We start from the raw sequence: 14,113 nt of genomic DNA, 5'->3' as shown, positions 1-14,113 counted from the left end.
ACCACCTCACGAACGCCGGGCGGCAGCCGACATGCGCCGCCCGCATCGAGTCACTGCAAAGCCCGGCAGCGCGACCGTTGCCGGCCACCTGCGCGGCATCGCGTCAGCGCAACCCGTAGATCGCCTGGTTCACGATGTTCTCGAGCCGCTCCTGCGCGCCGCTCGCATGTTGCGGGTCCACGCCGCGCGCGAGCGCGTCGGCCGCGAGCGACTCCAGCGTATAGCCGCCCGCCAGGATCTTGCGGCCGAACGCGTCGTCCCATTGCGCATAGCGCTGCCGGCGCAACGCATCGAGCCGGTCGTTCTCGACCAGCACCGCCGCGCGTTCGAGCGCGAGCGCGAGCACGTCGATCGCGCCGACGTGGCCGTAGAACAGGTCTTCCGGATCGATGCTCTGGCGGCGCACCTTCGCGTCGAAGTTCATCCCGCCGGTCGTGAAACCGCCGTGACGCAGGATCTCGTAGAACGCGAGCGTCAGTTCCTCGACGCTGTTCGGGAACTGGTCGGTGTCCCAGCCGTTCTGCGGGTCGCCGCGGTTCGCGTCGACGCTGCCGAACACGCCGAGCGCGAACGCGTTCGCGATCTCGTGATGGAACGAGTGACCGGCGAGCGTCGCGTGGTTCGCCTCGATGTTCACGCGAATCTCGTTCTGCAGTCCGTACTGCACGAGAAAGCCGTGCACGGTCGCGACGTCGTAGTCGTACTGGTGCTTGGTCGGCTCCTGCGGCTTCGGCTCGATCAGCAGCGCGCCCTTGAAGCCGATCCGGTGCTTGTGCTCGACGACCATCGACAGGAAGCGGGCGAACTGGTCGCGCTCGCGCTTCAGGTCGGTATTGAGCAGCGTCTCGTATCCTTCCCGCCCGCCCCACAGCACGTAGTTTTCGCCGCCGAGGCGATGGGTCGCGTCGAGTGCATGGCATACCTGGGTCGCGGCCCACGCGAACACGTCGGGGTTCGGGTTCGTCGCGGCGCCGGCCGCGAAGCGCGGATGCGAGAACAGGTTCGCGGTGCCCCACAGCAGCCGCACGCCGCTTGCCTGCTGGCGCTCGCCGAGATAGTCGACCATCCGCGCGAAGTTGGCCGCGTATTCGCGCAGGCTGTCGCCTTCCGGCGCGACGTCGGTGTCGTGGAACGTATAGAACGGCGTACCGAGCTTCGTGAAGAATTCGAACGCCGCATCCGCCTTCATCCGCGCCCGCTCGAGCGCATCGCCCGGCTGCTGCCACGGCCGCCGGAACGCGGCCTGCCCGAAGATGTCGTGACCGGGCCACACGAACGTGTGCCAGTAGCAGACCGCGATCCGCAGATGCTCGGCGAGCGTCTTGCCCAGCACGCGCTTGTCGGGGTCGTAATGGTGATACGCGAGCGGGTTGTCCGACTGCGGGCCTTCGTAGCGAATCGCGGGAATATGTTCGAAATACGACATGGCGTCTCCGTGCGGGTTCTTGTTGCAGTGCAACGCGCGTCGCGGCGACGCGCGCGGCCGAATTCGGTTGGCTGGATCGTGCCCGCGCGCCTGCCGGCCGGCAATTGCGAAATTGCGCAGCCCGCTTGATGTTTCTTGCCAGCGGCGCTCGTACGGTACGCATTCCGTCCTACAATCGCCGTCATCAGACCACCGCGCGCCGCCTCCGCGAGCGCGCCCCGGAGACAACGGCACGGCGCCCCCGACGCGCTCACCCGACACCGAGATGACACGCGCCCCTTCCGCCCAGACACCGCACCGCATCGCGCTGCTGTTCAACGCGAACAAGGTCTACGACCGCGAGATCATCAGCGGCATCGGCCAGTACCTGCACACGACGCGCGTCGTGTGGGACCTGTTCCTCGAAGACGACTTCCGCTGCCGGCTCACCGGGATCGAGCGCTTCGACGGCGACGGCATCATCGCCGACTTCGACGACCCGGCCGTGGCCGACGCGCTCGCCGGCTCGCCGCTGCCGATCGTCGCGATCGGATCGTCGTACGAGGACCCGACGCAGTACCCGGACGGCGTCCCATATATTGCGACGGACAACCCGAAGCTCGTGTCGCTCGCGTACACGCACCTGATCGGCGCCGGGCTCGCGCATTTCGCGATGTACAGCCTGCCGGTCGCGCAGGAGAACCGCTGGGCGCAGCAGCGCGAGCTGGCGTTCGACCGGCTCGCGCGCGCGGACGGGCTCGACGCGCCGATCTACCGCGGGCTGTCGACCAGCGCGTCGGGCTGGAATCACGCGATCGAGCAACTGATCGACTGGCTGCATGCGCTGCCGAAGCCCGTCGGCGTGATCGCGGTGACCGATGCGCGCGCGCGGCACCTGCTGCAGGCGTGCCTGATCGCCGGCCTCGCGGTGCCGGAACAGGTCGCGATCATCGGCATCGACAACGATCCGCTCACGCGCACGCTGACGCGCATTCCGCTGTCGTCGGTGATCCAGGGCACCGAGGAAATGGGCCGCACCGCCGCGCACCTGCTGCATCGGATGCTGCGCGGCGCGCGCTTTCCCGGGCAGCGCATTCTCGTGCCGCCGGTCGGCATCAACGTGCTCGAATCGACGCGCCACCAGCCGCTGGCGAGCCCGCACGTGATGCGTGCGCGGCATTTCATCCGCCAGTACGCGTGCCAGGGGATCAAGACCGAACAGGTCGCCGACTATGTCGGCGTGTCGCGCTCGCTGCTCGAGGAGCACTTCCGGCGCGAACTGCAGCGCACCGTGCACCAGGAGATCCTGCGCCACAAGCTCGAAGCCGCGCAGGCGCTGCTTGCCGGCCGGCAGGCCAGCAGCGCCGAAGTCGCGATCCGTTGCGGGTTCACGTCGCTTCAGTACATGTATGCGGTGTTCAGGCGCGAACTCGGCTGCACGCCGCGCGAATATCAGGAACGCGCGGCCGCCACGCCCTGACGCCCGCCGCCCATCCGACCTCCACTCATGCATATCGATACCGATTCCTCCTACCTGACACGCGGCGTCGCACGCGTGCACGCCGAGCCGTGGGGCACGTTGCCCGACGGCGAGCCGGTGCGGCGCTATACGCTGCGCAACGCGCACGGGATGCGTGTCGTCGTCAGCGACCTCGGCGCGACCGTCGTGTCGTGGCTCGCGCCCGATCGCACGGGACGCTTCGCCGATATCGTGCTCGCGCACGACACGCCGGCCGAGTACCTCGAATCCGGCGTCTACCTCGGCGCGACGATCGGCCGATGGGCAAACCGGATCGCCGGCGCCCGCTTCACGCTCGACGGCGTCGACTACCTGCTCGACCGCAACGAGAACGGCAACCTGCTGCACGGCGGCGCGAACGGGTTTCATCGCGCGCGGTGGGACGTGATCGATGACGGCGGCGGCCTGACGCTGCGGCTCGATTCGCCGGAAGGCGATGCGGGATTCCCCGGCAACGTGAGCGTCCAGGTGCGCTACACGCTCGACGACGACGGCACGCTGACGATCGACTATGCGGGGTGGACCGATGCGCCGACGCCGCTGAACCTGACGAATCACAGCTACTTCAACCTGAACGGACGCGCGGGCAGCGACGTGCGCGGCCATCTGCTGCACATCGACGCCGACGCGTTCCTCGAAGTGGACGACGCGCTGATCCCGACCGGCACGGCCGACGTGACGGGCACGGCGTTCGATTTCCGGCACAGCGCGCCGCTCGGCGCGCGCCTCGACTGGCCGCATGCGCAACTCGCGCGGGCGCGCGGCTTCGATCATTGCTTCGTCGTCGGCAACGGCGCGCGCGAAGTCCGGCCCGTCGCACGCGTCTACGATCCGGAAAGCGGCCGCGAGTTGATCGTGTCGACCGATCAGCGCGGCCTGCAGCTCTATACGGGCAACTATCTCGACGGCGTGCGCGTGAGCGGCGGCACGCGGTGCGCACGCCACGCGGCGCTGTGCGTCGAGGCCGGCGGCTTTCCGGACCAGGTCAACATGGACGGCCTGCGCGACGACGTGATCGTTCGTCCGGGCACCGTCTATCGACAGACCACGCGGTATCGGGTCGGCGTTCACGCGTAGCGCGGGGCGGGCGGCAGCGTCGCTTGGCGGGAACCGGCGCGAATGCCGACGCTTCGCCACGCCGCCCCGCTTGCTCGCGTCGGCTTTCCCCCTGCGGATTCACGCCGTCACGCGCGCAGCCGGGGCAGCGAGACGATCGCTGAAACAGGAAAATGCTTTCTACGATTCGTTGGTTTGAGCGGCGCGGCGCAGCCCGTAGCATGGGCGCGTCACCCATCCTCCAGCATCGGAATGTCCGCGCAAACAGACAAGGTCGTCCATTGGCTGCTGTCCAGCCTGGAGCCGAGAAGCCAGCTTTTTCATGTCGGCCAGTATTGCGGCGACTGGCAGGCGTCCACCGCCGGCCGTGCGAAAGCGAGCTTCCACGTGATCCTGCACGGATCGGCGTGGCTGCATTTCGCCGACGGGCGCGACAGCATCCCGGTCACCGCCGGTGAAGCCGTCTTTCTGCTGCGCGACGTGCCGCACGGCTTGTCGCCGAGCCCGGTCGACCCGCAGGCCTGCGCGGTCGCGGGCGGCCGCCCGCTCGAGCGACGCGGGTCGATGCAACCGCTCGACCCGTCGGTCGACGGCAGCGTCGGGCTCGCCTGCGGCTTCATCGAATTCCGCTCCACCGTGTCGCGCGCGATCGTGTCGCTCTTTCCCGAGTACCTGATCGTGCGGCGCGGCGACGACGCCTATCGCGGTATCCACGGGCTGTTCGACCTGATTCGCGCTGAAGGCCGCCATGGCGTCGACGCCCCCTCCCCGCTGATCGACAAGCTGGTCGAACTGCTGCTGTTCTATGCGGTGCGGGATGCCGCGGGGCACGATACCGTGGCGAGCGGCCTCGCGTCGCTGATGCAGCGGACCGGTTTCGCCACGCTCGTCGCCGCGATCATCGATGCGCCCGCCGACGCGTGGACCACCGACTCGATGGCCGCATTCGCGAACATGTCGCGCACCGCGTTCTGCAAGCACTTCAGCGAAGCGTCCGGCCATCCGCCGATGCAGTTCGTCACGATGGTGCGGATGCGACTCGCGGCGGACCTGTTGCAGCAAGGCCTGCCGATTTCGCGTGCGGGTGAACTGGTCGGCTATCAGTCGGAATCGGCGTTCGCGCATGCGTTCAAGCGCACGATGGGCATGCAGCCCGGCGCATGGCGGCGCGGCGGCCCTGCGTCGCCATCGGCGGCGCGCCTGCACTAGCCGGAGACGGCGCGACGGCGGAACGCGCGGCGCGGGACGAACGCACAGGAATCGCGGATGTTCGCGCATTGTCCGGCGGGGGCGCCGCCTCGACAATGATCTCACTGCCCCTCCGGAGAATCCTGTGAGCCGCCTGCCCTTGCCCACCATCGAAACCGCCCCCGCGCCCAGCCAGCCATTCCTGGAAAAGTCGCAGCGCGCGAACGGTTTCCTGCCGAACCTCGTGCGCTCGCTCGCGAACGCGCCGGTCGCACTCGAAACCTATCTGACCGTCGCGGAGATCAACAGCCGCGCGGGCCTCACGTTCGCCGAGCGCGAAGCCGTGCAGATCACCGCGGCCGCCGTCCACGGCTGTGCGTTCTGCGTGGCCGGACACACCGCGGCGGCGCTGAAAAAGGCCCACGTCGACCACGCCGACGTCGATGCATTGCGCGACGGCGAACCGGTCGCCGATCCGCGGCTCGACGCCGTCGCCGCATTCACGCGCGCCGTGATCGCGACGCGCGGCGGCGTGCCCGACGACGCGCTCGACGCGTTCCTGGCCGCCGGCTTCACCGAGGCGAACGCGCTCGAAGTGGTGCTGGGCGTGAGCCTCGCGACGCTGTGCAACTTCGCGAACAACCTGTCGCGCAACGAACTCAACCCCGAACTGGCGGCATACCGATGGGAACCCCGGACACAGGCCGCCTGACGGCGCCCGAACTCGACGCGTCGCTGGTCGACTGGCTCGACGCGAACGCCACGTCGCTCGACACGCGCGCCGCGCTGAAAGCGGAAGTCGTGCCGCGCCTCGCGGCGGCCGGACTGTTCCGGATCGGCGTGCCGGCGGGCCTCGGCGGCGCCGGCGGCACCACCGCGGACGCCATTGCCGGCATCGCCGCGGTGGCAGAGCATTCGCTGACCGCGGCATTCGTGCTGTGGGGCCAGCGCAGCTTCATCGAGTACCTGTTGCAAAGCCCGAACGCCGCACTGCGCGCGCGCTGGCTGCCGGCGCTGCTCGACGGCCGTTGCGCCGGCGCCAGCGGGCTGTCGAACGCGATGAAGTATCTGTGCGGCATCGAGTCGCTTCAGATCGACGCGACGCGGCACGCGGACAGCGCCGACGACTGGCGGCTGACGGGCAGGATGGCGTGGGTGACGAACCTGCGCGCCGAACGGTTCGTGGTGGCGGCAGCCGTCGCGTTCGACGATGGGCGGCCGTCCGCGATCGTCGCGATTCCGGATGACGCGCGCGGCCTGGCCCGCAGCACGGATCTCGACCTGATCGCGCTGCGCGGCAGCAACACCGCCGCGCTGCATCTCGACGCCGTGCCGAGCGACGCCGCCTGGCTGATCCATCCGGATGCGCAAACCTTCCTGCCCGCGGTACGACCGGCATTCCTCGGCTTGCAGTGCGGGCTGTCGATCGGGCTCGCGCGGCGCTCGCTGGCCGAAGCGCGGCGCGCGGCGGAGACGACGCGCGGCATTCTCGGCCCCGAAGTCGAATCGTGCGCGGCCGAACTGGCCGCCGCGTGCGCGCAGTTGTCGGCCGGCATCGCCGACGGCAGCCTGCGCCTGCATCCGAACCGCCTGTTCGAGCTGCGTATCGCGCTCGCGACGCTAGTGGCCACCGCCGTGAACCTCGAACTCGAGGCGAGCGGCGGGCGCGGCTATCTGCGCGATGCGGGGCTCGGCTTCGAGCGACGCTGGCGCGAAGCGGCGTTCATTCCGATCGTCACGCCGAGCGTGGTGCAGTTGAAGGCGCAACTCGCCGCGCAGGCGCGGAGCATCGCCGCATGACGCCCCCGCTGCTGGACGCCCGTCACCTGACGCTCGGCTACGGCGACGAGCCGCGCACGACCGTGCTTGCCGACGTGTCGCTGTCGGTCGGGCGCGGCGAAATCGTCGCGTTGATCGGCCCGAGCGGGACCGGCAAGTCGAGCCTGCTGCGCGCACTGGCCGGGCTCGAGCGGCCGCAATCCGGCACCGTATCCGTCGACGGCGCGCTGCTGCAGGGCCCGCACCCGAGGATCGCGATCGCGTTCCAGGACCCGTGCCTGCTGCCGTGGCTGTCGACCGAACGGAACGTCGCGTTCGGGCTTGCCTTCGCGCATCAGGAGCGCCTCACGCGCGATCAGCAACGCGAACGCGTCCGCTCGGCGCTGCGCGCGGTCGGGCTCGACGCCGCCGCGTCGCTGCGCCCGGCCCAGCTTTCCGGCGGGATGGCGCAGCGTGCGGCGCTGGCGCGCGCACTGGCGCGTCGGCCGCACGCGCTGCTGCTCGACGAACCGTTCTCGGCGCTCGACGAAGTCACGCGCGCGGCGATGCAGCGGCTGCTGGTGAACATCGTGTCGACGACGCGCTGCGCGACGGTGCTCGTGACCCACGACATCGACGAGGCGCTGCTGGTGGCCGATCGCATCGTGCTGCTCGGCACGCAAGGCCGCTTCATCGACGCGTGGCAGGTCGATTACCCGCATCCGCGCGACGCGTTCGTCAGCGAACTCGGCACGATGCGCATCGACATCCTGAAGGCGTTGCAGGCCGGCATGAAGCGCCCGCACGCGTCCGAACCCCATCCCTTGAACTGACCTCCCTATCCATGTGCCAGATTCCGATGTCGCGCCGCGAATGGCTGAAGCTCGCGGCCCTGTTCACCGCGACGGGCGCCGCCCCGTTGCTGTCGATGGCCAACGCGCACGCCGCGGCCGAGCCGGATGCGCCGGTTCGCATCGGCTATCTGCCGATCACCGACGCGGCCCCGCTGCTGGTCGCCCACAACAACGGCTATTTCGCGTCCGAAGGGCTGACGGTCGAGCAGCCGAAGCTGCTGCGCAGCTGGGCGCAACTCGTCGAGGCGTTCCTGTCCGGCCAGGTCAACGTCGTGCACCTGCTGTCGCCGATGACGCTGTGGGCGCGCTACGGCAGCCGCGCGCCGGCGAAGGTGGTCGCATGGAACCACGTGAACGGCTCCGGGCTGACGGTCGCGCCCGACATCGACTCGCTGCGCGATCTCGGCGGCAAGACCGTCGCGGTTCCGTTCTGGTACTCGATTCACAACGTCGTGCTGCAGGACATGCTGCGCGGGCAGGGGCTCGTCCCCGTGCTCAAGCGGCGCGGCACGCCCGCGGCGAACGAGGTCAACCTCGTCGTCATGGCGCCGTCGGACATGCTGCCCGCGCTCGCCGCGCGCCAGATCGCCGGATATATCGTCGCGGAGCCGTTCAACGCGACCGCGGAATTGATGAAGATCGGCAAGATCCTGCGTTTCACCGGCGATGTGTGGAAGAACCATGCGTGCTGCGTCGTGTTCATGCACGAGCAGGATCTGACGCAGCGCCCCGCGTGGTCGCAAAAGGTCGTCAACGCGATCGTGAAGGCGCAGCTGTGGGCGCGCTCGCATCCGCAGGAAACCGCGCAACTGCTGTCGAAGGACGGCACGCACCGCTATTCGCCGCACACGCTCGCGTCGCTGGACCGCGTGCTGGTGCCGTCGGCGTCGCTGGCCGACACCTATCGCGCGAGCGGCGCGATCCGCCACGCCGACTGGCACGCGAAGCGGATCGACTTCCAGCCGTATCCGTTCCCGAGCTATACCGAGGCGCTGGTGCAGCGGCTGAAGCGGACGGTGGTCGACGGCGACAGCGCATTCCTCGCGTCGCTCGATCCGGCGTTCGCGGCCCGCGACCTGGTCGACGACCGGTTCGTGCGCAAGAGCATCGACGCGGTCGGCGGGCTGACCGCGTTCGGTCAATCGGGCGGGTTCCGCCGCGAGGAGATCGTCGTTGTCTGATGCGCTTGCTACCCGCCGCTCGTCCGCACCCGGCACGCGCCGGACCGGCGGCGGCCGTTCCCGGGCACCTGCGGCCGCGGGCTGGCTCGGCGTGGCCGGGCTCGTGGCGACGGTCGTGGTCTGGTGGGCCGCGATCCATGCGTTGACCGAGCCTGGCTCGCTCGGCCGGCAGTTCGCGCCGGACAGCGCGTTCGCCAGCCTGCGCTCGCTCTGCGCGGACGATCATCTGCTCGAACACGCGCTCGTCAGCCTGCGACGCATCGGCGTCGGGCTCGGCGCGGCGCTGCTGGCCGGCGTCCCGCTCGGCTTGTTGCTCGGCCGCGTGCCATGGGTCGAGCGGATGCTGTCGCCGACGTTCCAGTTCCTGCGCATGGTGTCGCCGTTGTCGTGGATGCCGCTTGCGGTCATGTCGTTCGGCATCGGCGACCGCGCGATCTACTTCCTGCTCGGGTTCGCCGCGTTGTGGCCGGTGCTGATGAGCACGGCGGCCGGCGTCAAGCAGATCGACCGGCGCTGGCTGCAGCTCGGCGCAAGCCTCGCGGCCACCCGCAGCGAGCTGCTGGTCCATATCGTGCTGCCCGCGATCGCGGGGCCGCTGCTCAACGGCATCCGGCTCGCGATCGGCATCCTGTGGATCGTGCTGGTGCCGGCCGAGATGCTCGGCGTCAACGCGGGCCTCGGCTACCTGATCCTCGATACGCGCGACCGGCTCGCGTATGCGGAACTGACCGCGGTGATCGTCGTCATCGGCGCGCTGGGTTTCGCGCTCGACGGCATCGCGCGGGGGTTGACCCGCGCGCTGCTGGCGTCCGGGCGCTGACGTTCAATTCCACGCATGGCGCGCCGGGCGCGCGCCGTTCAGGTAGTAGTTGCCGACGAGGTGATATTTCCAGCGCACCGGGTCGTGCAGCGTATGCGTGCGCGCATTGCGCCAATGGCGGTCGAGGTTGTGCTCGGCGAGCGTCGCTTGCGTGCCGGCCAGCTCGAACAGCTTCTCGCCCGCGAGCAGCGCGACCTCGGTCGTCAGCACCTTCGCTTCGCCGACCGCCACCGACGCCCGCGCGACGTCGTCCTCGGTCACGTCGCCCTTGGCCGCGATCTCGTCGAGCGTGCGCGCCGCGCGTTCGAGCAACGCGTCGGCCGCATGCAGCTGGATGTGCAGCCGGCCGATTTCACGAATCGTCAGCGGATCGTCCGTGGCCCGCTCGACGCCGCTGTCGACCCACGGCCGCGTGCGGGTTCGCACGAACGCGAGCGTATCGTCGATCGCCGCCTTCGCGATGCCGGCGTCGATTGCCGCCTGGATGATCTGCGACAGCGGGCCGTTGAGCGTCGGCACGTCCGACACGCGCTGCGCGGGCAGCACGTGCGACGCCGGGATGCGCACCGCGTCGAGCACGACCGTGCCGCTCGCGGTCGTGCGCTGGCCGAAGCCCGACCAGTCGTCGATCACGGTCAGCCCGGGCGTCGGTTGCGGCACGTACGCGAGCCAGGCCTGCTGCGCGTCGTCGAGCCCGAGCACCGGCACGTAATGCGCGAACAGCGCGCCGGTCGAGTAGAACTTCGTGCCGTCGACGACGTAGTCGTCGCCGTCGCGGCGCACGCGCGTCTTCAGGTCGAGCACGTGCTTCGTGCCCTTCTCCGAGAACCCGTTGCCGAACCGCTTGCCGCTCAGCACTTCGGCGAAGAAATGCCGCTTCTGCGCGTCGGTGCCGACGAGCGTGATCACGTCGATCAACCCGAAATGATTCTGCGGAAGCTGCCCGAGCGACGCATCGGCCGCGGCGACGATCTTGATCACCTCGGTGAGCGTCACGTGCGAGACGCCTGCGCCGCCGTATGCCTTCGGCACCGTGATCGCCCACAGCCCCGACTGCGAGAACCATTCGATTTCCTCGCGCGGCAGGCGGCGGTCGCGATCGCGCTCGGCGGCGCCTTGCGCGAGGCGTTGCGCCAGCGCATGCGCGGCCGCGATCGCTTGCGCGTCGTCGGCGATCACGCGGGCCACCTGCGGGTGTGCATCGGCCGGCCGCTCCTGAATCGTCGCGCTCGTGTCTGACATCGGGCTCTCCTGTCGAATGGCGAAAGCATTCAATCTAGCAGCGCCGCGCGGGCCGGAAAACCGAGCGATTCTCGGAACGATATTCCTTGGGAGAACAAACGACGTCGCGCCTGACGCAGGTGGAACGGCGTTTTGACGTCGCAACGGATGCATGAACGTCGATGCGTCCCCGCGTGGTTGCGGTCGCAGTCGCGGTAATACGCAGCGACGATAACGATCCGAGAATCCGTTATTGGAACGCCCGCTTCGCGCTTCCTATACTGGGCTCCCGGCGCACGCCCTTCGAGGAAACCCGCATGACTTCGTCGCACGCAGCCCCCGACCTTTCCACTGGTACCGATTACGATGCGCTCGCGAGCCGGTTCCGGCCGATCTTCGAGCGTATCGCCGCCGGCACCGCCGAACGCGAACGCCGCCGCGAACTGCCGCACGAGGCGATCGGCTGGCTGAAATCGGCGGGCTTCGGCGCGATACGGCTGCCGGCGAGCGCGGGCGGCGCCGGCGCGTCGCTGCCGCAGTTGTTCCGGCTGCTGACCGAGCTGGCCGCCGCCGATTCCAATTTGCCGCAGGCGTTGCGCGGACATTTCGCGTTCGTCGAGGACTGGCTGAACGCACCGGACGGCCCGCAACGCACGACCTGGTTCGACCGCTTCGCGAGCGGCCAGCTGGTCGGCAATGCATGGTCGGAAGCCGGCGACGTGCCGCTCGGCCAGACCGTCACGAAGGTATCGGAGCAAAACGGCCGGCTCGTGCTGAACGGCCGCAAGTTCTACAGCACCGGCAGCCTGTTCGCCGACTGGATCGACGTGTTCGCGCAGCGCGCGCACAACGGCAGCGACGTGATCGTCGCCGTCGCGACCGCGCAGCCGGGCGTGATCCGCGAGGACGACTGGGACGGTTTCGGCCAGACGACCACCGGCAGCGGTACGACGCGTTTCGAGGACGCGGCGGTCGATGCGGACAACGTGATCGATTTCGCGCGCCGCTTCAAGTACCAGACCGCGTTCTACCAGCTGTTCCACGTCGCGACGCTCGCCGGCATCGGCCATGCGATCGTGCGCGACGCGGGCGAACTCGTGCGCAACCGCACACGGGTGTACAGCCACGGCAATGCGCCGCGCGCGGGTGACGACGCGCAGCTGCAGCAGGTGATCGGCGAGATCGCGTCATGGGCCTACGCGGCCGATGCGCTCGCGCTGCGCGCCGCGCAGCCGCTTCAGCACGCGTACGAAGCGCGCTTCGGCGGCGACGAAGCGGCCGAGCAGGCCGCGAACGTCGCGGCCGAAATCGAATCCGCGCAGAGCCAGCTCGTCGTGTCCGAACTCGTGCTGCGCGCGGCGACGCGCCTGTTCGACGCGCTCGGCGCATCGGCGACCCGCAGCACGACCGCGCTCGATCGCCACTGGCGCAACGCGCGCACGGTGTCGTCGCACAATCCGCTCGTCTACAAGGCGCGCATCGTCGGCGACTGGATCATCAACGGCCGCACGCCGCCGTTCGTGTGGCGCGTCGGCAACGGTGCGGACGCCCATGCGGGCGCCGGCGCGGAAACGGGGGCCGCGCAATGAGCAAGACCATCCGCTTCAATGCGTTCGAGATGAACTGCGTGGGCCACCAGTCGCCCGGCCTGTGGGCGCATCCGCGCGACCGCTCGTGGCAGTACAAGGATCTCGACTACTGGACCGACCTCGCCCGCGTGCTCGAACGCGGGATCTTCGACGCGATCTTCATCGCGGACGTGATCGGCTACTACGACGTGTACAAGGGCAGCAACTATCACGCGCTGCACCAGGCCGCGCAGATTCCGGTCAACGATCCGCTGCAGCTCGCCGCGCCGATCGCAATGGCGACCGAGCATCTCGGCATCGGCATCACCGCGTCAACGACGTTCGAGCATCCGTACACGTTCGCGCGCCGGCTGTCGACCGCCGACCACCACACGAAGGGCCGGCTCGCGTGGAACATCGTCACGTCGTACCTGGAGAGCGGCGCGAAGAACGTCGGCGATCACGGGCTGCGCACGCACGACGACCGCTACGCGGTCGCGGCCGAGTACGTCGAAGTGCTGTACAAGCTGTTCGAAGGCAGCTGGGAAGATGGCGCGGTGGTGCGCGATCGCGACGGCCGCGTGTTCACGCATCCGGAGAAAGTGCATGAGATCGGCCACAAGGGCCGCTTCTTCGACGTGCCCGGCTATCACCTGTGCGAGCCGTCGCCGCAGCGCACGCCGGTACTCTTCCAGGCTGGCGCGTCGGGCCCCGGCAAGGCGTTCGCCGCGCAGCACGCCGAATGCGTGTTCGTCGCCGCGCCGACCCGCGACCAGCTTGCGCGCTATGTGGCCGACGTACGTGCGCAGGCCGCGGCCGCCGGGCGCGACCCGGCGAAGGTGCTGATCTACAACCTCGTCACGGTGATCGTCGACGAGACCGACGAGAAGGCGCAAGCGAAGTTCGACGAGTATCGGCGCTACGTGTCGTACGACGGCTCGCTGGTGTTCATGTCCGGCTGGACCGGCATCGACTTCGGCCAGTACGCGCCGACCGATCCGGTCAGGCGCGTCGAAACGAATGCGATCGTGTCGGCGGTCGAGCACCTGTCGGGCGGCGACACCGCGTGGACGATCGAGGCGCTGGCGGCCTGGGGCGGCATCGGCGGGATGGGCCCGGTGTTCGTCGGGTCGGCGTCGACCGTCGCGGACATCCTGCAGGAATGGGTGGCCGCGACCGACGTGGACGGTTTCAATCTCGCGTATGCGGTCGCGCATGAAACCTTCGAGGACGTCGTGCGCCATCTCGTGCCCGAGTTGCAGCGGCGCGGCGTGTATCCGACCGCGTATGCGCCGGGCACGCTGCGCGAAAAACTCTTCGGCGGATCGGCGCGGCTGCCGGACGAGCATCCGGCCGCGCAGTTTCGCGATATCGAACAGGTCAAGCGCGCGGCCGAGCGGGAAGCGGTGAGCGCGTAGCGTTGGGCGACGTCGAAGCCGGTCTGTCCGCATTCACGCGGCGGCCGGCTTCAGTACAAACGGTTTCGTGCAGTCTGACGAAGCCGTTTGTATTTGCCGGGGGACAACGAGCGCCCCCGGTCGAC

At 69.2% G+C, this 14,113-nt stretch carries 12 protein-coding genes; 10 read left to right on the top strand and 2 right to left on the bottom strand.

What is annotated here, in order from left to right; genetic code table 11:
• Positions 1 to 103 precede the first annotated feature (103 nt).
• Entirely contained in the window at positions 104 to 1,426 is a 1,323-nt protein-coding gene (gene xylA / locus H0X91_RS01990; RefSeq protein WP_006483287.1) for a xylose isomerase, read from the bottom strand.
• A gap of 265 nt (positions 1,427 to 1,691) precedes the next feature.
• Here xylA and H0X91_RS01985 point away from each other — a divergent pair, with 265 nt between their 5' ends.
• The 8 genes from H0X91_RS01985 (at position 1,692) to H0X91_RS01950 (ending at position 9,781) form a co-directional block, all read left to right on the top strand.
• Complete coding sequence (locus H0X91_RS01985) at positions 1,692 to 2,885, top strand: XylR family transcriptional regulator (protein ID WP_048985823.1); 1,194 nt, start codon at positions 1,692 to 1,694, stop codon at positions 2,883 to 2,885.
• Positions 2,886 to 2,912: 27 nt separating this feature from the next.
• A complete protein-coding gene (locus tag H0X91_RS01980; protein ID WP_006483285.1) occupies positions 2,913 to 4,001 on the top strand; it encodes an aldose epimerase family protein in 1,089 nt (362 codons plus the stop codon).
• 231 nt (positions 4,002 to 4,232) lie between these two features.
• Entirely contained in the window at positions 4,233 to 5,189 is a 957-nt protein-coding gene (locus H0X91_RS01975) for an AraC family transcriptional regulator (protein ID WP_058903924.1), read from the top strand.
• A 124-nt stretch (positions 5,190 to 5,313) separates the two neighbouring features.
• A complete protein-coding gene (locus tag H0X91_RS01970) occupies positions 5,314 to 5,880 on the top strand; it encodes a carboxymuconolactone decarboxylase family protein (protein ID WP_006489008.1) in 567 nt (188 codons plus the stop codon).
• Positions 5,853 to 6,968: an acyl-CoA dehydrogenase family protein gene (locus H0X91_RS01965; RefSeq protein ID WP_006492423.1), complete on the top strand. Its 1,116-nt coding sequence runs from the start codon at positions 5,853 to 5,855 to the stop codon at positions 6,966 to 6,968. The genes H0X91_RS01970 and H0X91_RS01965 overlap by 28 nt, the downstream gene beginning before the upstream one ends.
• Entirely contained in the window at positions 6,965 to 7,759 is a 795-nt protein-coding gene (locus H0X91_RS01960; RefSeq protein ID WP_006483334.1) for an ABC transporter ATP-binding protein, read from the top strand. Before H0X91_RS01965 ends, H0X91_RS01960 begins: the two co-directional genes overlap by 4 nt.
• A gap of 11 nt (positions 7,760 to 7,770) precedes the next feature.
• Entirely contained in the window at positions 7,771 to 8,961 is a 1,191-nt protein-coding gene (locus H0X91_RS01955) for an ABC transporter substrate-binding protein (RefSeq protein ID WP_034203485.1), read from the top strand.
• Positions 8,954 to 9,781 carry an ABC transporter permease gene (locus H0X91_RS01950; RefSeq protein WP_058903921.1) on the top strand — a complete coding sequence of 276 codons (828 nt, stop codon included), beginning with the start codon at positions 8,954 to 8,956 and terminating at the stop codon, positions 9,779 to 9,781. Before H0X91_RS01955 ends, H0X91_RS01950 begins: the two co-directional genes overlap by 8 nt.
• Positions 9,782 to 9,784: 3 nt before the next feature.
• On the opposite strand, the gene H0X91_RS01945 is transcribed toward H0X91_RS01950, so the two are convergent.
• Positions 9,785 to 11,023, bottom strand: coding sequence for an SfnB family sulfur acquisition oxidoreductase (locus tag H0X91_RS01945; protein WP_006483330.1), 1,239 nt, complete (start codon positions 11,021 to 11,023; stop codon positions 9,785 to 9,787).
• 296 nt (positions 11,024 to 11,319) lie between these two features.
• Between H0X91_RS01945 and H0X91_RS01940 the strand changes: the two genes are divergently transcribed.
• Together H0X91_RS01940 and H0X91_RS01935 are read left to right on the top strand one after the other, a co-directional pair.
• Positions 11,320 to 12,591 carry an acyl-CoA dehydrogenase family protein gene (locus H0X91_RS01940; RefSeq protein WP_062911693.1) on the top strand — a complete coding sequence of 424 codons (1,272 nt, stop codon included), beginning with the start codon at positions 11,320 to 11,322 and terminating at the stop codon, positions 12,589 to 12,591.
• Positions 12,588 to 13,988 carry an LLM class flavin-dependent oxidoreductase gene (locus H0X91_RS01935; protein ID WP_006483335.1) on the top strand — a complete coding sequence of 467 codons (1,401 nt, stop codon included), beginning with the start codon at positions 12,588 to 12,590 and terminating at the stop codon, positions 13,986 to 13,988. The genes H0X91_RS01940 and H0X91_RS01935 overlap by 4 nt, the downstream gene beginning before the upstream one ends.
• Positions 13,989 to 14,113 lie beyond the last annotated feature (125 nt).

Source organism: Burkholderia sp. 9777_1386, from assembly GCF_015712265.1.
GTDB classification, from domain to species: domain Bacteria; phylum Pseudomonadota; class Gammaproteobacteria; order Burkholderiales; family Burkholderiaceae; genus Burkholderia; species Burkholderia cenocepacia.
Note: the sequence above shows the minus strand (reverse complement) of the source record. Positions and strands in the feature narration are given on the sequence as shown.